At 61.5% G+C, this 21,637-nt stretch carries 5 protein-coding genes; all 5 read left to right on the forward strand.

From position 1 onward, the window contains the following. The first annotated feature begins 27 nt into the window (after positions 1-27). On the forward strand, positions 28-13,149 hold the full coding sequence (locus M2103_RS09465) for an InlB B-repeat-containing protein (protein ID WP_277510213.1): 13,122 nt from the start codon (positions 28-30) through the stop codon (positions 13,147-13,149). 62 nt (positions 13,150-13,211) lie between these two features. After that, a complete protein-coding gene (locus M2103_RS09470; protein WP_277510217.1) occupies positions 13,212-13,580 on the forward strand; it encodes a hypothetical protein in 369 nt (122 codons plus the stop codon). A gap of 54 nt (positions 13,581-13,634) precedes the next feature. Next, positions 13,635-15,113, forward strand: coding sequence for a DUF11 domain-containing protein (locus M2103_RS09475; protein WP_277510214.1), 1,479 nt, complete (start codon positions 13,635-13,637; stop codon positions 15,111-15,113). Positions 15,114-15,132: 19 nt separating this feature from the next. Beyond that, complete coding sequence (locus tag M2103_RS09480) at positions 15,133-17,031, forward strand: M12 family metallo-peptidase (RefSeq protein ID WP_277510215.1); 1,899 nt, start codon at positions 15,133-15,135, stop codon at positions 17,029-17,031. A 233-nt stretch (positions 17,032-17,264) separates the two neighbouring features. Beyond that, positions 17,265-21,637 (forward strand): hypothetical protein (locus M2103_RS09485; RefSeq protein WP_277510216.1); only part of this gene is annotated, 4,373 nt, incomplete at its 3' end.

Genomic DNA, 21,637 nt, shown 5'->3' on the forward strand with positions numbered 1-21,637 from the left:
GAGATTACCAAAACCTTTGTGACCAACATGCACACACGATCTCTCATCAAACAAACCCTGCTGGCATGCCTGATATGCCTGGGTCTCCTGCCAGTTGCAGCCAGGGCGGAACAACACACACTGACCATAACCGTCCAGAACGGACAATACGCGGAGGCGGGAACCATCGCCCCGTCGTCGGGATCGCATAGCATCAACAGCGGGGAAGTTGTAACCCTTTCGGCAGTGGCCCAGGCGGGATACACCTATCATTGGGAGTGCGCGGGAGCGCCGACGGTTCACAACCAGACGGGCAGCGTGAACCTGACGATGGACAAGAGTTACACGGTAAAGCTGGTGTTTGAGCCGGCCTCCTATTCGCTGACAGTGGACTCCCCCGTCGAGGGCGGAACCGCGGCCGTGCAAGCCCCCGTGCCGTCGGACATGTCGAATATTCCCGCAAGCACACTGGTGACGGTGAAAGCCACGCCTTCGGCGGGATACAGTTTTATTCGATGGACGACAGTGCCGTCGGACGAGCCCCTCAGCCCCTCCGCATCCTCGGCGGAGGCCAGCGTGTATATAAGCAGGGATGTGAAGCTCACCCCTGTGTTTGCGCAGGCCACCTATCTGCTCGATGTGCTGGACAGCCCGGCAAACATCGGCGGCGAGACGACGGGCGGCGGCTACTATATTTCCGGCGCCACGGTGAATGTCACCGCGACCCCGAACGCGGGTTTTGTTTTCGACGGATGGACGGTCACCGCGGGAACGGTGACGATTGCCAGCCCAGGCAGCACCAGCACCGCGGTCACGCTGGGAAGTGGCGCGGGTCCCTGGAAAATCACGGCCAATTTTAAAGTGGCCGACCCCCAGGCGACCACGCTCATTGTGATGTCGGACGTGGGCGGAACCGTCGAGGCCAAGCCTAACGCTCCTCCCCATGTGAGCCCGACCAATGTGGGCTCGGGCGGCAGCGCCATGATAAACGTGACCTCGGGCAAGACCGTTTCATTGAAGGCGTCCCCGATTGATTCCAATAAATATGATTTTTCGGGATGGGTTGGCCCCGTGAACAGTTCGTCGGTCAAAAGCACAAGCGTGGTTGTGACCGAGGCCACCACGGTCAGGGCTAAATTCAAGCCAAAGGCCTATAACTTCACCGCGGAAGCCGAGCTTGTCGGCGGGGGATGGGCGGGCGGCAATAAAATGGAAGCCACCGGCACGGGCGAGGATGGCAGCACCATAACGGCGATTTCAGGCGGATGGAACTCCCGGGCCATGCAATATGGCACAACCGTGACACTCAAGGCGACGCCCGCGCCGGGATACGCTTTTGTGAAATGGGAGGTTGCCTCCGAAAGTAAGTTGTCCTCGGCGGACAAAGCGGCGCTGGCGGCGGCAGGCGCGTCAACGGGCGTGGTCACCGCCACGGTGACAATGCCGTCGAAGGCAACCAAGGTGACGGCGAAGTTCCAGAAGATCCCAAGCACATACACGCTCACGCTCAACAAATCCACCGGTGGCGGCGCCACGGCGTCCGGCACATTCACCAATCCGTTCACCAGCGTCACCTCCACTGTGAACGTCGTTGCAAACGGCTCCGGCAATTACCAGGAGGACACCAATGTCACCATCAAGGCCGTTCCCGAGGCCAATTATAAATTTCACCAATGGACCGGGGATAATGTTGCGAGTATGAGCAGCGGCACGACCACGGTCAAAATGACCTCGGCCAAAACCGTCACGGCCACGTTCCAGCGCACACATACCAATCTCTCCGTCAATATCTCTCCCGCCGCCGCGGCGACCGCCGGGGCGAAGGTCAAGAATAACGCAACCAATGCCGACCTCACCGGCTCCACCACGCAAACCATCGGGTCCACGCTCACGCTCAAACCCGTTGGCGCCACGGGCGGCGGGGTGACCTGGGTGTTTGACCATTGGGAGGGCGCCCTGACAGGCAGCGCCGATCCCGGCTCCCTCAGCATGAGCACGGACAGAACGCTCACGGCGGTTTTCGTGGCGCGCTACACACTCACACTGGACTGCTCGATTGCGGAGGGCGGCAATGGATATTCCGTGTCCGCGGGCACCCTTGTTTGGGAAAGCACCAACAAATGGACCGCCGTTTATACCGCGGGCACCGTGGTGACAATCACCGTGCTCCCTGGCGGGGACAACGGCTTCGTCAATTGGACGGGTGACACGTCGGGAGTCACGGGCACCGCGCTGACAACCAATCCCATCACGGTGACAATGGACGGCGCGCGCGCGATCACCGCCAATCTCTCATCAGGCAACCGCGTGCATGTTGCCGCAGTCAGGGAAACTGATAGCGCAACGGTGTTCAATCCGAACACCTCGCAAACCGACGCCATTCGTGTGATTGGCAACATTACCCTCAGCGGCAGGGTTTATACTTATCTGACCCCATACGGCGTTGCCCCGGACACAATCAATGAAGGCGCGATTGCCAAGGGCTCCACCGTCCAACTGACAGCGCCGCAATATATCACGGACACCGTCAGCGGCGTGCAATGGGAGTTTGTTCGCTGGGTCAACGCATGGGCTGAAAACGGGATGAACATTTGGAGCGGCCCTGTGATCTCCACCTTGCCGAACGCTTCTTACACCCTACCCAACTCGAGCGCGGGCATCTCCGCCGTTTACACCGACCAGCGCACGCTTGGCGCCACCGTCAAACTTGACGGTGCCAACACGACGGCGATTCAAGTCCAGGTCAATTCGACGCCCATGACGACGGGCGGCACCCAAGCCGTGACCTACAACGTGCCCGCCTCCCTGAACGCGGCCACCCCCTCGGCCACGGACTATGTGTTTTCAGGATGGAGCAATGTCGACGGTGGCGCAACCGACGCGACCACCGCCACCGCCACGCTTACTTCCGACAAGACCATCACCGCCCAATACAAGACCAGGCACTACCTTTCCGTCGGCCTGCTCACAAACCCGACAGGCGGCGAAGGCGCGCTGGATGCCGGAGCCCTCATCTCCGTCACCAATGCCACCACTGGCAAAACGCTTGCCCTTGGCTCGAATCCCACCGTGTTCGCGGTTGGCCGCGGCGAAAATGTGACACTTGTCGCCCAATCCGCAGTCTCCGCCGGAACAACCAAATACCGTTTTGCCGGCTGGGATACCAACAACGATGGTGTTGCCGACAACACCGCGTCCACCTATACCGTTTCGAGCATTTCCGCCGACGTCACAATCAAGGCCGTTTACATCCGTCTCCAAACACTCACGATTTCGGTCGCGCCCGTGGACGCCGGAACGACCAGCCCCTCAGCCGGGGTTTACGAGCACACCTACGACTACAACAGCAACGTCAACCTGAACGCGGATGCCTCCGCGGGCAAGGCCTTCGACAAGTGGACCACCACCACGGGCGCCGTTTTTGCCGGCGGCGCGACATCGTCGGTGAACTCGATCACCATGAACGGCGACCACTCCATCGTCGCCAACTTCAAGGTCGCGTCCAACGCGCTCAACGTCCGCATTCTCGTCAACGGCGTCACCCCCAATCCTCTGCCATCCGGCCTCTCTGTAAACGCGGACGGAACCACGCTCACGCACGGCCAGAGCAAGGACTACAACTACGGCACTTTTGCCAACATAACCGCGGCCACGCCCGCCGGCTACAACTTCATCGAATGGCAGAGCGCCGACAAGCCCGTCTCCCCCGGGGGTTCAAATCCCGCCGGCACCATTGAAATTCTCGGCCCGCAAACCGTCACCGCCTCCTATAGGGCCCTGCACAACGTCACCCTCACCAAGGAGGTGAGGCCGAGTGGCGCCGGAGGCACGCCCGTCGCGCTCGAATACGAAAGCGTCTCGGGCAATGTTTACACCTATGCGCACAACAACACCGCCACGCTTGAGGCCAACAAGGCGGCCGGCTTCAAGTTTGTCGGCTGGGAAATTGACACAAACAACGACGGAATCGCCGACATCACCTCGACCGAGGAAACCTACAATATCACCGTCACCAGCGCGCTCGGCGTGAAGGCGATCTACGCACTGGAATACCAGCTCACACTCGCCGCCAGCCCCGCCGGAACCGGCTCCGTGGCGACCAGCCCAAGCTCCACCAATCCCTCCACGCGTTACCACGGCGAGGAAGTGTCGATTGTCGCCACCGCCAATAGCGGATACAATTTTGCGAATTGGACCAGCTCGCCCGGCAGCACTTTTGCCAACGCGGGTGCCGCGTCCACCAAGATCACGATCGGTGGCAACACCACCGCCACGGCGAACTTCTCCGCGGGCGGCGCGGGTCTCACCGCGTATGTCGAAGTTGACGGAGGCTCGCCCAAGCCCGGCACCTTCACCGACCTCTCGATCACCGCGGATGGCACCACGCTCTACAGCACGCAAACCAAGGCCTACTCCTTCAACGACACCGTCAATGTGACCGCCTCCACCGCCAGCGGCTACAAGTTCCTCGGCTGGTCCGGCTCGCTCACCGACGCGACCAACCCGGGCAGCTTCACGATGAACGCCCTCGCGAAGAGCATCACCGCGCGTTACTCTTCGCTCCACACGGTCACACTGCTCACCGAGACGCGGCCTAGTGGCACGGGCGGCTCGCCTATCGTTTCCACCAATTACGAAAACGTTTCCGGCAATGTTTACACCTATGTGAACGGCTCGACAGTCACCCTCTCCGCCAACGCATCCGCCGGCTACCGTTTCCTCGGCTGGGATATCGGCAACGACGGCAGCATTGACAGCACCTCCGTCAGCCATTCGTTCCAGATCGCCGCGAGCACGACCATCAAGGCCGTTTACGCCAAGGAATACACCATCACCTTCGAGCGCGCCCCGTCCGGCGGCGGCACGATCAACAAAGCAGCCTCCTACACGGCATATCACGGCGAAATCATCACCAACATCGTCGCCACGCCTTCCCTGTATTGGAACTTCAGCAAATGGACCTCCCCCGATCCGGCTGTGAACAACACGACCGCGAACCCCATCGTCGCCTACACGGTCACCGGCCCGCAAACCATCACCGCCAACTTCACCGCGACCGGTGAAGCGCTCATCAACATCACGATCAACATCAAGCTGGATGATTCGACCAATCCGGCGTGTCCTCTTACCGTTGCGGCGGGCGGTTCCACCGTTCCCGGCGAGGGCTCGGCCAGTGTTCTCTCCGGCGGGCAAAGCAAACAGTATTACATTGGCGACACCGCTGGTCTCTCCGCCGCGATTGTTTCGGGTTACGACTTCATTCGGTGGGAAGACACCAGCAGCACCAATCCGGTTCGCACCGAACCTGTGAGCACCTCGAAAACGCTCACCGCGATTTACAAGACCAGGGTCACGCTCACGATGGCGATCAATCCCCTCGGTCTCGGCACGACGGTTCCCTCGGTCGGCAGCCACACGACCTCGGACGACGGTATCCTCTACAAAGGGGAGACCGTTTACATCAATGCCGAGCCCTATCCCGCGAATATAGACACTTACGCCTTCACAGGCTGGACGGTGAGCAACGGCGCCGGCCCGGCGAATCCGAGCGTCGAAAGCACAAGCCTCGTGCTCGACGCGGCCACCAAGACCGTGACGGCCAACTATGTCTCCGGCCACAAGCTCGAGGTGCGTGTGAAATACGAAAACACGACTTCCACGGACGCTCCCAAGACCTTTGCCGTCGCCCACGGCACTCGCAAAACGCTCGCCAATGGTGCGGGCAATGTGGCGGGCATCTACATGTCCGATCCGAATGCGATGGATTATTCCGTGCGCACCATGGTTATCGGAGAAAACGCCAACATCCGCGCGATTCCCGCCGCGCCCGGTTATGTCTTCAAGGGCTGGACCGCAAGCGAGACCAGCGATGTGCCCGACGTCGGGTTGACCTCGCCGAACATGACCGTGCTGATGGACGCGCCCAAGGTTTACACCGCCATCTTCGAAAAAGTTCGCGTCAGCCTCGAAGTTTACACGATTCCCGCGGGAGTCGCCGGCGTTCGTGGCGAGGCGCTCAACTGCAAGCTCGCGAGTGGTCCCGAGCCCCGCGTTTACGAGGTGTTTTATGGCACGACGCCGACACTCAAGGCCACCAGCGAATCAGCCGATTATGGTTTTGTCGCGTGGTTTAAGGGCCGTGGTTATTCGTCCAATCCGGCCAATCGCTACTCGGAACAAGCCGAGGTTGTTTATTCCGAGCCGCTGACCGATGCCGTCACTCAGGTTACGGCTTATTTCCTTCCTTACGGCTTGCACCGCATGATTCTGTTCGTGAGGCCGGATGACAAGGTTGACATTGGACACGTCAAAGTTCCCGGTGCGGTTTCCCAGACCTACACCTACGTGGACGGCTATCAAGCATGTGTTGCCGACGTTGGCATCAATGATCCCTACTCCGTGGTCAAAATCTGGGCGGACACCTCGCCCACTGGCAAAGCCAAGGACGCCGAGGAAGGCCACGGATTTCTCTGCTGGGAGCCCGGCTACGGCGAGACAAACGAAGTCATTTCGTGGGTCAGGGCACCCTACTCAAACGACACGGAACTCAACTATCCTATCACAAGAGCCGAGGTGCGCCTGACCGCTGTTTACACCAAGGGCGAGGCCTACCGCCTGCGACTTAAGTGGAAGCTCATGGACGGCAGCGCCGAGGTCGACGAAAAGTATAAGGACAATTTCAAGAACGTCAGCCTGCTCGACGATTGGATGGGCAATATTCGCGGCAACACGATGTATTTTGGGTATCCGCTCCTCTTGGTGAACCGCCAAGTCGAAATCAAGGACGGCATTTTCCCGGGCGGTCACATCGAGACATTTACTGCGGACGCCAGATTCCCCGACGGCCCCTTTGTCCTGAGCTACTGGACTGATGAGCAACCCGATGGCACGGTTGTTAATGATACAGCCCCCGGCGCGGGCGTAATGACGTTTAAAAGCGCGCCCGGCATCATCGGCAAACCGCAAACGGTCACCGTCTATGTTGACCTCCTCTGGTATAACATCGGGCTCAAGGCCCCCGTGCTCCAGCAACCCGCCGGTTGGTCCGCCACCACGATCACAGGTTCCGGCATGTTCAGCTGGCTGAGCTACGACGACACCGAATATCCCTCTGATGTTTTCAAGGCGCGCGAACGGACTGGCGCGGACAAGAACCCCGCCTACGTCGCGCATTGGCAGCGCGTCAAGGGAGGCAGCGCCCCGGTGCTCCACGCCGCTGGCACGCCTTCCGGCTACCGCTTCCTCGGTTGGGATATCAATGATGACGGCAGCGCCGACTTCTCCGACACCAATTTCACCTTTAAGACCTGGCCCTCGGCATGGCCCAAGAAAATGACGGTAGATCGCACGGTCACGCCTGTTTACATACGCCAGTTCGACCTCACGCTGAGCATGAACGCAGTCAAGCCGGATACCGAGGACAAGGTCGTGATGAACGCGCCCATGCCCACCGGCGGCATCGCGCTGGACAAGGGCAATCTCTCGGAGACCAAGACCTACGATTACAACACCACCTACACCATCACGGCCACGCCGCAAGAGCACCATGTGCTCGTCAAGTGGATCATCGAAAAAGCCACCGCCGACGGAGGGCTCGTCTATGATAGCACGGTCGAGAATCCCGCGACACCCGGCGACAGCGCGCCGCTTTCGATCACCGTGACACTTGATTATCCGACCAAGGTCACCGCCGTCTTCGCCAAGGAGCAATTTGACCTGACGGTGAACGTGGCGCCCAGCATATCGGACAGCGACACGCACGGCCTTGTGAAACTCGACGGCATGCCCGTGAGCGGCACCACCAGCATCACCGAAAAACGCGACTACGGCACCAACCCGGCGATACTGGCCATTCCCGACGCTGGTTATGCGTTCAAATACTGGACGGTCACACCCGATTCCCTCGCATTGCCCGAGTTCAAGGCGCACGCCTCCACTTCCGTTCAAGTTGACGGAACCAAGACCGTGACCGCGCACTTCGAGCGCCTCGTCTCGCTCACGATGGCGGTCGATCCCTCGACGCTGCCCTATACGATTGTCACGCCCAACGTATACGAAGGCGGCGCTCCGCGCACCTACACCGAGCTGGCGGGAGAGCGGTTGACCGACGGCTCCGTGGTCACCATCCAGTCCGGCACCGACTCCGGGTATGATTTTGTGGGCTGGACAATCGTGGACGGAAACGGCCCGCGCACCGAAACCACGCCGACCACCACGCTCACCCTCTACGGCGACACCACGGCGACGGCCAACTACGCGAAACTCTTTGATGTCACCATCAAGGCGCCTGCTTCCATAACAGAAAACGCCACCATCACCGCGTCGCCCGCCCCGATATCGGGCGGACCCATGACGTCGAGCGCGGGCGGCATGGACGCCACCGGCAAATACCGCGAGAACACAAGCGTCACCTTCTCTGCCACCTGCACCCATTTTGAGGTGGATCACTGGATTGTCACCATCGACGGCGTGCCGCAGCCCGGACCGTATCCAACCGGCTCCACGCTCACGCTCACCGTCACCGGCGAACTCTCGGTGGAGGCGGTCTTCAAGCCGAAAAACTACACGATCACCGTGGAGCCTTACTCGGCCAATTCCCTCACTCCGATCGCGACATCGCTCGACGGCACCTGCTCCGCGGTTTCGCCGGGGACTCACAACTTCCTGCCCAAGGGAGCCAACAGCACATGGACGCTGCCCTACGGCGCGAGCGTCACGCTTTCCACAACCGCCGCCGACCATTACGGGTTCAACAAATGGACGGACACCAGCCACTCGACAGTTCATGGCACCGAACTGCTCCACACCTTCACCGTCAGGGGCAACCAAACCATCCACGCCGAATTCGTCCGCAGTGAATACCTGCTCACCACGTCGGTTGATCCCTCGGGCGCCGGCGTGATTAGCAACGACGGCAACCCGCGCGCGAACCCCGCCACGACGACTCATTCCGCGGGATCGAACGTCACGCTTGTGGCGGCTGCAAGCTCGGCCGACACCGATTTCGAGAAGTGGACCGGCGATACCCTGTCGGCCTCCATCAGCGGCGCGACAATCACCCTTCCGATGAATCAGGACCGTTCCGTCGGCGCCGAGTTCGTCAATATCGTGCGTCTCAAGGTCGCGAATCCGAACCCGGCTTACGGCACGATTACGGTGTCGGGTCAGCGCCGCACCGAAACCGACGGCGGCGAGACGATTTATGTCTTCAAGGTCGGCACGCAGGCCACAATCACCGCCACGCCCGCGTCGGGGCACCACCAGTTTGACTCCTGGACATTCTCCCCGTCCACGCCCGCAGGCGTGGTGCCGGGCAACGCCACCAACAGCTTCACCATGGAGGCCTCGCCCAAGGTGATCACGGCAACGGCGAACTTCTCTCCCAAGGCCTACAGCCTCACGGTTCAGGCTCGCGCCACGGGCGGCCAGGCGGCGCCCTATGACGGCGCACCCGTCGCCACATCGCTCACCGGCGTTGGCGCGTTCCCCGACGCACCCGTGGTGACGAACAACTTCCTCACCACACCCACGGTTTCCGCCAGATTTGACGCCGGTGTGCAGCTCGCCACGACGGCTGCGCCATATTACCGTTTCGTTCGCTGGACGGACAGCACCGGGGTTGCAAACCTCGGCACAAACCCCGATGTGTTCCCCTACACAATGTTGGGCGGTAACCAGACCGTGATCGCGCTGTTCGAGCGCAATGTGTATAAACTCACCGCGCACGTCGATCCTGTGGGCGGCGGCACAATTGCCCGCTCACCCGCCGGCACGGCTGACCCGCATCCCACATCGCCTGATCCCGACACCCAGGTTTATGCCCCCAACACTTCGGTGACACTCACCGCCAACGATACCACGACAGGAAAGATATTCACTGGGTGGAGCGGCGACGCCGCGGGCATGGAGTCGCGTTCGATTACCTATGTCCTGACAAGGGACTACGAGGTCACGGCCAACTTTGCCAACGCACGCACACTCACCGTCCCCAAGGCGGAGCATGGCACGGTCACCGTGTCGGGTTACAGCCCGTATGTGGCGGTCGTGGAGAATCCCGACGGCTCCAAGACCTACACGTTCGTCGAGAACGCGACGGCGACTCTCACTGCGACACCCGAATCGGAGCATTATTATCTCGACCACTGGACTTTCAGTCCCGACATATCAGGATCCGTTTCGCCGAACCCCGGCACGAACCCCGCGCCCGAGCGCATCAGCTTCCCGGTGACCCAGGACGTGACGGCAACGCCGTTCTTCCAGGCCAAGACTTACACACTCACCGTCACGCCCATACCGGCGGCGGGTGCCGCCTCGCTGGTCGCCCACCAGCTCGGCAATCCCGACCACGACTTCATTGTCACCTCGACAATGTCGCGCCTGTATTCCACCGACGTGACGCTGGAAACCTCGCCCAAGGACAACCCGGGCGAACGCTACCGCTTCGATTCGTGGAAGGAAGGCTACACCACGCTCGGTTCCGGCACCACGCTGCCGTTTGAGTTCGACCGCACCACTGAAATCACTGCGAACTACGTGCGCCAGGTGTTGGTAAAGGTCAACGCCCCGGTTGACGTGACTCCCGCCAACTCGGCTCCCCCGGCGACGCCCGGCAACGTCACGCCCGGCGAGGGTGTTTACCGTTACGACGTGCGGACAACCCCGCAGTCCGTGACGATCACGGCGGTCGCGTCCACAGGCTTCAAGTTTGTTGATTGGGGCGCGGGCTTCGATGACACCATCGCGGCAAGCAAAACCGTGAACACGACGGACACCGCCAGCACCGCGACGATCACCTTTAATATCACCGACGCGCTTGCCAACCTCGGCGACATCGAACTGACGCCGCGCTTCGAGCGCCGCCTCTACACGGTGAACATCGAGCGCTGGGAGCGGGGCATGGGCATGGCCGGTCTTGGCGGACTGCTCGGCCACTCGCCGGGCGCCGATGTGGGCACAAACCAATATTACTACGGCACCGTGATCACGGCGAACATGAGCCAGGTCTATTCAACCTACCGCTTTGTGGGCTGGGGCTGGGGCGCGGACACCACCGCGAGCCGCGTCGTGCAGCAAAACGCCACCGGCTCCATGCCGGAGACCTACAGCTACACTGTCACCGCCGATCAGACCATCAGTGCCATCTTCACAAAGGTTTGCGTGATCAACCTGACCTCGGATCCCGCCGACGGATCGCAGGGCACCGCGACCATCACCTCGCCGCTGACCGGACGCCCCGTGGGCGGGTCGCCGACCAAGACGGAGTTTGATTACGGCACCATTGTGTTTGTCCAGGCGACACCGGAAACCGGAGCCACATTCCTCGGCTGGGCCGGCGCGGTCGCGGACGCGGACGCGCCCTCCACCTACATCGAGTTGAAATCCGACCAGGCGGTCATCGCTCGCTTCAAACTCGCGGTTTATCGCAATCTCACGGTGAGCACCACGCCTTCCACAGGCGGCACCGTAACAATTAACGGCAACCCCGTGGACTCCGCGGGCGTGGGAACTGCGAACCCGGTTTCCTACACAAAGCAAATAAACGACGGCGACACCGCGCAACTGACGGCGACCGCGGCCCCGGGCTATGCGTTCGCCGGATGGGAACCCGCCTCCGCGGTGACCATTAACAATCCCGCCGTGCCCTCGACAGGCGTCCTCATGAACGCGGACAAGACAGTGGCCGCGAAGTTCACGCCGCGCAACTACGCGCTCCAAGTTCTGGCATTGCCCTCCGCGGGCGGCTCGGTGAGCGGCGGCGGCTCCTATGCCTACAGCGCCACGGCGAGCGTCAGCGCCACGGCCAACCCAGGCTACTATTTCTCGGGATGGGACACGGATGGCAACGGCTCCATCGACGTGCCCGCGGGCAGCCCAACCGCGACATCGGGCAGCGCGACCATCACCATTACCACCGATCAAACGGCATACGCGATTTTCCGCCCCATCTCGCAAGCGGGCAGTATCACCATTGCCGTGTATGAGGATGTGGACGGCACTTACGTGCTCAACAGCGCGGCGGCGTCCACTGACGTGTCCGCACCCGATGAATTCGGTGACGTAACATTGACGGCCAGGCCCGCCGCAGGCTATCAGGCGATCGGTTGGGGTGGTCCGGACGTTGGCGCCGGCGGCACCTACGTCGACGACCCGGTTACCAACACCTACACCATGGTGGTTCCCGCCGATCAGGACAGGCATATCCATTTCTATGTTGGCCGTGACAATGTGAAATTGACATGGTCGGCGCTTCCCACCGACGGAGGCTCGGTCGAGTTCGTGCCCGCGGGCGGCTCCTACCCGGCCGGCACGACCGTGCGCGTCATCGCAAAGCCGGAGAGCGGCAAGAGCTTCATTGAATGGACCGGCGACCTTTCGGGCTCGTCCGCGGACACCACAATCACGCTCACGGAAAACAGCCACGTTGTCGCCAACTTCGAAACCGTGCGCACATGGCAGGTGACCATGACGTTCGACACCGCCTCCGCCTGCCATTCGTCCGGCGAGGACAAACTGATCCTTGACGGCACGCCCATCGCATACGGCGACATGCCCGGCTTGATAACGAAGTTCTACGGCCACAGGGCTCGAGTGCTGGCCAGCTATTCGCTGAAGGACATTGGAAATTACGCCTTCGAGGGATGGACCAATGTGTCCGCCTCGGCAATCCAGCCCACGGTGCTGCCGAATTACAGCATCTACGTCGAGTCCAACCTCGACATCAGGGGCCTGATCCAGCCGATCAACCCGATGCTCGAGACGAAGATCAGAATGCTGAATCTCGATGACGACCTTCAGGGCGAGGATAAGACCAACGTCATATCCATCGGCGGAAGCATCAGTCTTGGCGGCGTCGTCACGATGGGGCAGGTCTGCACGATTCGCGTGGTTCTTGAGGATGGTTACACGATCGACCACTGGGCGCAACCCGCGGGCAGCTCCGTGCTCAGCGCGACGGAAACCACGGGCGTTGACGCGGAGTCCGGCAAGCGCTGGGTGGAACGCACCCTGACGGTGCGTGACAAGGTCACCTATGTCGAAGTCTTCCTTGCGCAAGGCGTGGATCCCTACGCCGGCACGCGCAGAAACATTGTGGACGGCGGCAAAAACCTTCTCGACGATGTTCCAGCCACCCGAAGCAGCGGCCATTTAATTGATGGCCAGCGGGAATAACGCCGCTTTGTATTGGGGATATCATGCTCATATTGGCTGCACAGTCCGCTCCCGCCTTGCCGGTGGAACCCTGGGTCATCGACGCCGTTGTCGCGATCATCGGTCTTTTGATCGCCGTCGCCGCCGTCTGGCTGCAATGGTCCCACTTCAAAAAAACCCACCCAATCAGCCAGCAGGGCAACCGCACGCGCGCGCCCTTTGGCATGAACACACCGTATAACCGCTGGAAGAGCCTCTACTGGCGGGAGGTGCGGGCCACGTTCGTCCTCGCCCTCATATCGCTGTTCATGGTGGGTTTTATCGTGGCATGCCGCAGGGAGGTGACGGTTGCCTCCATCGCGGCAATCGTATTTTGGCTCGGCATGTTCTTTTATAACCTATGGGTCGCCCAATGGTATGCGTGGCGCATTCAAAACAAACGCCGTCGATAATCGACAATTTGTGTCGCGCTCCGGCTCCTCATCCTTTTCATGGAAAAAACCACAATGACTACAAAACTTCGCTCCATTTTTCCGCTCCTCGCGGTTCTTTTTGCGCTCGTTGCGCCGATGCATGCCGATGTTGCGCAAACTCCGTATCCGCGGCCGCCCGAGCCCGAGACCGCGCCGTCGCGCTTCGGCTCCGATCTCTATACGGTGGACAAAATCCTCGTCGAGTCCACGAGCGTCGTGGGCGAGATGGCGCGCTATCGCATCCGTGTCGAGGCGCTCGGCGACATTGAGCAAATTCGCGTCCTTGAAAATCTTCCCGCCGGCCTCGAATACGTCAGCGCCGAGCCCGCGCCCGCCGAAACCAAGGGCGGCTCCTACATGTGGACATGGCCGAACATGGCCCGCGGCTCTTCGCAGGACATCGTCATCACCGTGCGCCCGACACAGGGCGGCTGGTTCGTGACCAACACAAAGGTCGCCGTCGTGCCCACGCTCGGACTGCCCATCTTCGCGGGCACGCCGAAACTCGAGCTCACCAAGACCGGTCCCACGCAGGCCGAGCTCGGCGACGACATCAACTTCCGCCTCACCGTTTCCAACGTCGGCAACGCGCCCGCGCGCGACGTCATCGTCAGCGACACGCTGCCCGCCGGCCTCTACGGCCCCGATCGCAGCAGCAATGTCGTGACGCACAGGGTCGGCCTCCTCGCCGCCGGCGAAACCCGCATTATCGACGTTCCTGTTAAGGCCGGCATCAAGGGCGAATGGGACAACCGCGCCAACGCCTACTCGACGCACCTCGTGCAGGCCAACGCCGTCGCGCATGTTTCCATCGTCGAGTCCAAGGTCGCCATCACCAAGACAGGCCCCGAGCGCGCCTTCGTTTTCTCGGCGGGCGGCTATACCATCAAGCTTACCAACGAGGGCGACACCGTCCTTGAAAACATCCAGCTCACCGACGAAATCCCCGAGGGCTCGCGCTACATCGGCTCCTCCTACGGCGGCGCCGTCAGCGGCAACCATGTCTCCTGGACCATCGACCGCCTCGCCCCCGGCGAGAGCACGATTCGCGAAGTCCAAATCTCCGCCAACCGCCCCGCCACATTGACCGCGGTCGCCAGTGCGAAACTCGCCACCGGCCGCACCGCGCACGCCTCCGCGACCACCGAGTGGGAGGGCGCGCCCGGCGTGCTCACCGAAATCATGGACGACGTTGACCCCGTCAAGACCGGCGCCCGCATCACCTACAGCATCAAGATCACCAACCAGAGCCCCATGCGCGAACTCACCAGTGACGCCGTGTTCACGCTCGCGCCCAACATGAGCGTGGTCGAGGTCACGAAGAACATGCGCGCCGAGGTTTCAGGCCGCACCATCACAATTAAAAACATAAGCCTGAAGGCGCGCGGCTCGGTTTCCTTCAAGATCATCGTGAAGGCGGACGAGCCCGGCATCGGCGGCCTTCGCTTCGAGTTCGGCAGCGGCCTGCTCCCGCGCCCCGTGGTCAAGGAAGAGTCGACCTACGTGTATTGATTGATTCGCATCTCCGCCCGTGAGTGGTAAAAATAGACAACGATTGGTCGCCGGCGTCGCGCTGACGCTGGCCTTGTCATGCGGCGCCTATCTGCTTTGGCAGACAGGCGCGAAGACGCGGCATTCGCCCGCGATGGCCGGGGCGCGGGTCGATGCGGCGCCTCGCGCATTGCCCGCGGCGACCAGCGCGACTTCATTCGCTGACCGGACACCGGAAACAGCGCCGGCTCTTGCGCAAGCCGCGCCGGCCGTCGCCTCCAATGCGGGCGATGGCGGCGCGCAATCAACCCGCCGTCCCCAAAAAACATTGCGGGACGCCGATGTCGTCAATGTGCGCGAAATTCTTCCCGGTCTTGAAGGCAGTGTTGCCAACTGGACGGAATACACTCCCGAGCTGTTGACCATTGCGCTCCCAAGCGGACGCACGGTTGATTTTGCCATGACTTCGGTCCGGGCGGAGCACGACCGCACAATCTGGAATGGTCGTTCCGATGCCGATGACGCGTCCGCCTTTCTCGTTACCGTGGCGACGCGGGACACTTGGTTCACCGCAACAACCGATCCGGAAACCGGTGACAATGTCGTTTATTACATCACAGGCATGCATGCCCGGCGCCTTGTCGCCGCGCCCAGTCGCGCTGCGTGCGGGACGGGAGCGTCGCCGGTCGCAATGGAGGCTCCGCCAGCCCTTCAGTCGCAGGCCGGCGCGCCGGAGGTTTTGGCCGCGTCGTCGTCCTACACCGTGGATGTCCTCTTTTTTTACGACCAGACTGCATTGGACACCGCGGGCGGAAGCTCGGATTATGTCAAGTCGTGGGTTGTGGGTTATCTTGAAAGCAGCAATCTCGCGCTTGGAAACAGCCTTGTGAACAATTTTCGCTGGCGCTTTGCCGGCATCTACCAACTCCCCGCTTATGACGATGGCGAGGATCTTGATGCGGAGGGCTCGCTCTCGGCCATATCGAGCCAGCAGGGCGCGGTGGGCTCTTTTGTTCATCAGAAGGCCCAGTATCACAGCGCCGACCAAGTTTGTGTGTTCTTTGGCGTCGATGACGACACGGCCGCGGGAATCGCCCAGTGCCCCGGCCACTATGCCGCCGTGCATTTCGGCCCGAGTGTGGGCTATACCACCCTCGCGCACGAACTGGGCCACAACTTCGGGTGTTATCACGACAGGGATGAGGCCGCCGCCGGCGGCACGGATGATGACGGTTATTACAATTACGGGCATATCTTCACGGTGTCCGGCTCGGGCTCTTTTGGCACGATCATGTCCTACGCGGGCACATCGTTGTATCCCGGCTCCCGGCGCATCGCTTTTTTCAGCAATCCCTCGGTCACCTATTTGGGCGTTCCCACGGGGCTTCCCGAGGGCGATCCGCGGGCCGCCGACAACGCGCGCTTCCTTCGCGAGGAAGCCCCTGAAATGGCGTCTTACAGAAGCGCGCCGGCCACCGCCCCTTTTATATCGACCCATCCGAGATCGGGTCATTACGCGGTCGATTCCACGATCACGCTGACTGTCGTGGCCACTGCCGACCAGGCTTTTTACCAGTGGAAAAAAGGCGGCAAAGCCATCGCCGGAGCCACGGATTTGTCGTATGTGATCGACAGCGCGCAGGAATCGCACGCCGGGCGCTACACCGTGACTGTTTCCAATATCAAGGGTTCCGTCACGAGCAACGAGGCCGTGATCGGCGTCGGCGGCGACAACGGCTGGGGCTGGGGTTACGGCACCGGCGAGTCTGATTTGGGCGGCGACGATGTTTCCGGCGGCGGCGGCGCGCCTGGCTTGTATTATCTTTCGGTGCTCCTCATGCTGGCGCTTGTCCGCCTCGCCTCCTCGCGCTGGCGCTTGTCCGCCTCGCCTCCTCGCGCAGATCGCAATAGTATTCAAAAGCCAGTTTTGGATACTTAACGGAAGGGCGCGCTCACCGGGCGCGAGTCTCGTGCGCATCCGTGTTTTCTCCAGGCGACCTCGTTCAAATTTCGCTTCTTGTGCACACTATTTTTACGTTTTAATTGAATATAGATAATTGCGCGCGGACTTTCTGCTTCACGAAAATGCGCGGCACGTTGACGCCCGTTTTGCACGTCTTGCGCAATTGCTCTTGATACCTGTCCGAATTCTGACCCACCCACCCACATTCCATGAACACCACAAACCTCGCCGAGTTGGATCAATCGGTTTGCAATCGCACGCGCGGCCTTTTCGCGCTTTTTTTGTCCGCGGTCTTCGCAGTCCTTGCCGGGCAGTTGCCGGCGCAGACATATATTCCCGATAAATCGTCGGGTTTTTTGATCACCGCTCCCGGCACGTATATCCTTGCCGCCAACAACACGGTCACCGGGACCGGGGTGATGAGCAACGTCAGCGTTGAGCTCCAGATCGAGACGGGTGCCCTTGTTCGGAGCAGCACGACCGGTGTTTATTTTACGGCTGGCGGCACGATAACCAACTCCGGCTCGATTCGCAGCAATGGCGCGGATGGAGTTTTTTCCAACCACAATGCCACGCTCATCACGAACAACGCGGGCGGCTACATCACCGGAGATATTGGCGTCAGCCTGAATGCTGGAGGCGCGATTGAGAATTCCGGCACGATCTTCAGCGGCAACAATCTTGGAATTTCCTCTTCCAACAACGCCACGCTTGTGACCAACAACGCTGGCGCGCTGATTCAGGGTCTCAGCACCGGTGTCCGGCTGCATGCCGGGGGCACGATTGTGAACGCCGGTTCGATTCAAAGCACCAATTATGGCGTTGCGTCCAACGACGCCGCCACGCTCATCAAAAACAACACGGGCGGTTACATTTACGGCGTCTACGGCGTCGCCCTGCATGCCGGGGGCACGGTCGAAAACTCCGGCACGATTTTAAGCAGCCGCCATGGCGTCTATTCTTACAACAACGCCACGCTGGTGACCAACACCACCGGCGGTTTGATCCAGAGCTACCGTAATGGCCTCACGCTTGAGGCCGGAGGCACAGTGGCCAACTCCGGAACGATAATCGGTAGCAATTATGGGCTCTTTTCCGGCAGCAACGCCACGCTCATCACGAACAACGCGGGCGGCCATGTCACCGGCTCCATCGGCGTTCATTTCGAAAAGGGCGGCACGATAACCAACTCCGGCTCGATAGTCGGCACGGTTGGCAGTGGTATTTATTCCGTTGGCGACGCGGTGATTGAAAACAACGCGGCAACCAGCCTCATTCTGGGAGCCGACCATGGCGTGTATGTTGAGGGCGCCGCCAACGTGACCAACTCCGGCACGGTCAGCGGCGGCCTTGCCGGCGTCTGGCTTGAGGGCGGCGGCACAGTCACCAACAGCGGAACGATCACCGGCACGGACCCGGATGGCGGCTACGGCGTGTTTGCCCACAGCGTCCCTGTCACCATAGACAACAAGCAGCATGCCGTGATCGAGGGCGCGAGTTCCGGAGCCAGCCTCGGCGCGGGCGGCACGGCGACCAATGCCGGCACGATTCTTGGCGGCCATTCCGGGGTGGATGCCGCTGGCTCGGTCACCATCACCAACGACGCCGGGGGGCTTATGCAAGGCAGCTTTGCCGGCGTCAGCCTGGACGGGGACTCAACAATCACCAACTCCGGCACGATCATTGGAACGACTGACTATGGCATCCATAACGCAAGATACCCCAGCGACACCGTGCTCGCCAACAATCCCGGCGGTCTCATCAGAGGCATGGACACCGGGTTTCTGACAGAAAGCGATCTCACGATGACCAACTCCGGCACAATCATCGGCGTGACCAACGAGGGCGCCAGAATTCGCGGCAAGGCGGACATCACCAACTCCGGCCTTGTCGAAGGCGCCCAAATGGGTGTGAACCTCGACGGGTCCATGGGACTGACGGACAGCATCATCCGCAACACCGGCACCATTCGCGGGGATTCCTCCAGTGCCGGCGCCGGCATCTATATTGCCCAGGACAAGGCCGTGGTCAACAACCTCGCCAACGGCCGGGTCGAGGGTGGCGCATACGGCATCCATGCGGATGGCAGCGACATCTCGACTCTCGTCACCAACGCCGCGGGCGGACGGATTTCGGGCAACAATATCAGCGTCTGGCTGAATAGCGGCACCGTCATCAACACCGGGGAAATCAAGGCGGGAGAGGTTGCCGTGAGCATCGGCGGTGCCGGCGCCTATGTGGAAAATAAACCCGGCGGCGACATCGGCGGCGACAATATAGCCGTGCATCTTTTGCGGGGCGGCTCGGTGGCCAACAGCGGCACGATCATCGGTGGCAGCACCGGCGTTCAGGCCGACGAAACGACTGTTGTTGGAAACACCGGCGGCGTGATCACCGGCGGCAATATAGCCGTGTATCTCACTCAAGGCGGTTCGGTCGCGAACAGCGGCACGATCATCGGTGCCAACACTGGCATTCAAGCCGCCGATGCTATCGCCACGATCACCAACACTCCGGGTGCCCTGATCAAAGGCGGCAATAAGGCCGTGTATTTCACGCAAGGCGGCACGGTCGCAAACAGTGGCACGCTCCTTGGCGAGGGCGACTCCGGTGTTTACTCCGACAGCGGCGTCACCGTGGTGGAAAACACCGGCGGCCAAATCCAGGCTGGCATGAACGGCGTGTGGTTGGGCGGCGGCGGCAGGGTGCGCAACACCGGCATTATCACCGGCACGGACAGATCCGGCATTTATTCCGCCGCCGATGCCGTGGTTGAAAACATCGGCGGCTATGTGCGCGGCGGGTTTTCCGGCGTGTTCGTGGAGGGCTCAAGCACAATCACCAACACCGGCACGATCATCGGCAGGGACGACTCCGGCATTTTCGCCCAAAGCGGCGTTACCGTGGTGAAAAACACCGGTGGCCAAATCCAAGGCGGTTGGGACGGCGTGCGTCTTGGCGCCGGTGGCACCGTCACGAACAGCGGCACGATCCTCGGCACCGCAGGCTACGGCATCTTCTCCCAAGGCGGCATCGTTGTGGTGGAAAACACCGGCGGCCAAATCCAGGGCGACTGGACGGGCGTGCGTCTTGTCGCCGGTGGCACTGTTACGAATTCCGGCATGATCCTCGGCGAGAGCGACTCCGGTGTTTACTCCGACAGCGTCGTTACCGTGGTGGAAAACACCGGCGGCCAAATCCAGGGCGGACTGAACGGCGTGTGGCTGGGCGGCGGCGGCAAGGTGCGCAATGCCGGCGCGATCACCGGCACCGCCGCAAACAGCCGCGGCATTTATTCCGGCACCAGTGCCGTGGTGGAAAACACCGGCGGCGCCATCAAGGGCGGACTCACCGGCGTGCACATCGCGGGCTCGGGCACGGTCACCAATACCGGCACGATCATCGGCACGGGCAGCGCGGGCATATACTCGAAAGACCTCCTCGAGCTTGAAAACATCGGCGGTTATGTCGGTGGCGGCCAATTCGGCGTGTATTTGCCCTCCGGCGGCACGGTGACGAATACCGGCACGATCATCGGCGAGGCCAGCACGGGCATTTATTCCAAGGCTTTAGGGACAGTCATCATCAACAACACCGATGCCCTGATCGAAGGCGGCCAGGTCGGCGTGAACCTGACTGCCGGCGGCACGGTGACCAACGCCGGCACGATCATCGGCATCACCGACGACGGCGTGCGGATCAGCATGAGCGCAGGCATGGTCGTCAACAGCGGACTGATCGAAGGCGCCATCGACGCCGTGGAGCTCACTTCCGGTGGCACCGTGCAAAACACCGGCACGCTCAGGGGTGCCTCCGGCATTTACTCAACCCAAGGCCTGGGGATGGTGGAAAATGCCGCCGGCGCGCTCATCAGCGCGACAAACATAGCGATTGAGTTGCGAGGCGGAGGCACGGTTGCCAACAGCGGCACGATCATTAGCGCGAGCAGCGCCAGCATCATTGCCAAAGCCCCCGCCACGATCACCAATGAGTCCACCGGCCTTATCCAAGGTGGCGACGGCGTCACGCTTGCTGCCGGCGGAACCCTCGTCAATTCCGGCACAATTGTCAGCGTGAGAGCGGATAGCATCGGCGTGTTCGGGACGGATGCCGCAGTCACGGTCACGAACACCACCGGCGGCGTAATCATCGGCCCCTACTATGCGATTAGCCTCACCGCCGACGCGGCGAACGAAGTGAACCTGTGGAACAGCAGCACACTCGCGGGCAACCTGCGCATCCTCGGCGCATCCTCACTGCTCACGCTCAACGGCGACGCGGGCACGGAGCAACTCTACTCGGACGCGGTGACCGGCAACACGACCTTCACCGGCACGCTCGTCAAGCAGGGCGCGGGCACCTGGACAATCGACAAAAACCCTGGCGCGAACATGAAGCAGCAAATGACCTGGGTCGATGGCGGCAAACTCATCGTCGATTGGGAGCAATACCAGCTCGAAAACGACGGGGTAATCTCCGCGGCCCAGATCGCCGCCGGCGCCATCCTCGAAGTGCGCACCGCCAACACGGCCACCACGACCACGCTCGTCAACCCGCTCACCGGCGACGGCCTGCTCGACCT

Source organism: Ereboglobus sp. PH5-5, assembly GCF_029504805.1.
Taxonomy (GTDB): domain Bacteria; phylum Verrucomicrobiota; class Verrucomicrobiia; order Opitutales; family Opitutaceae; genus Ereboglobus.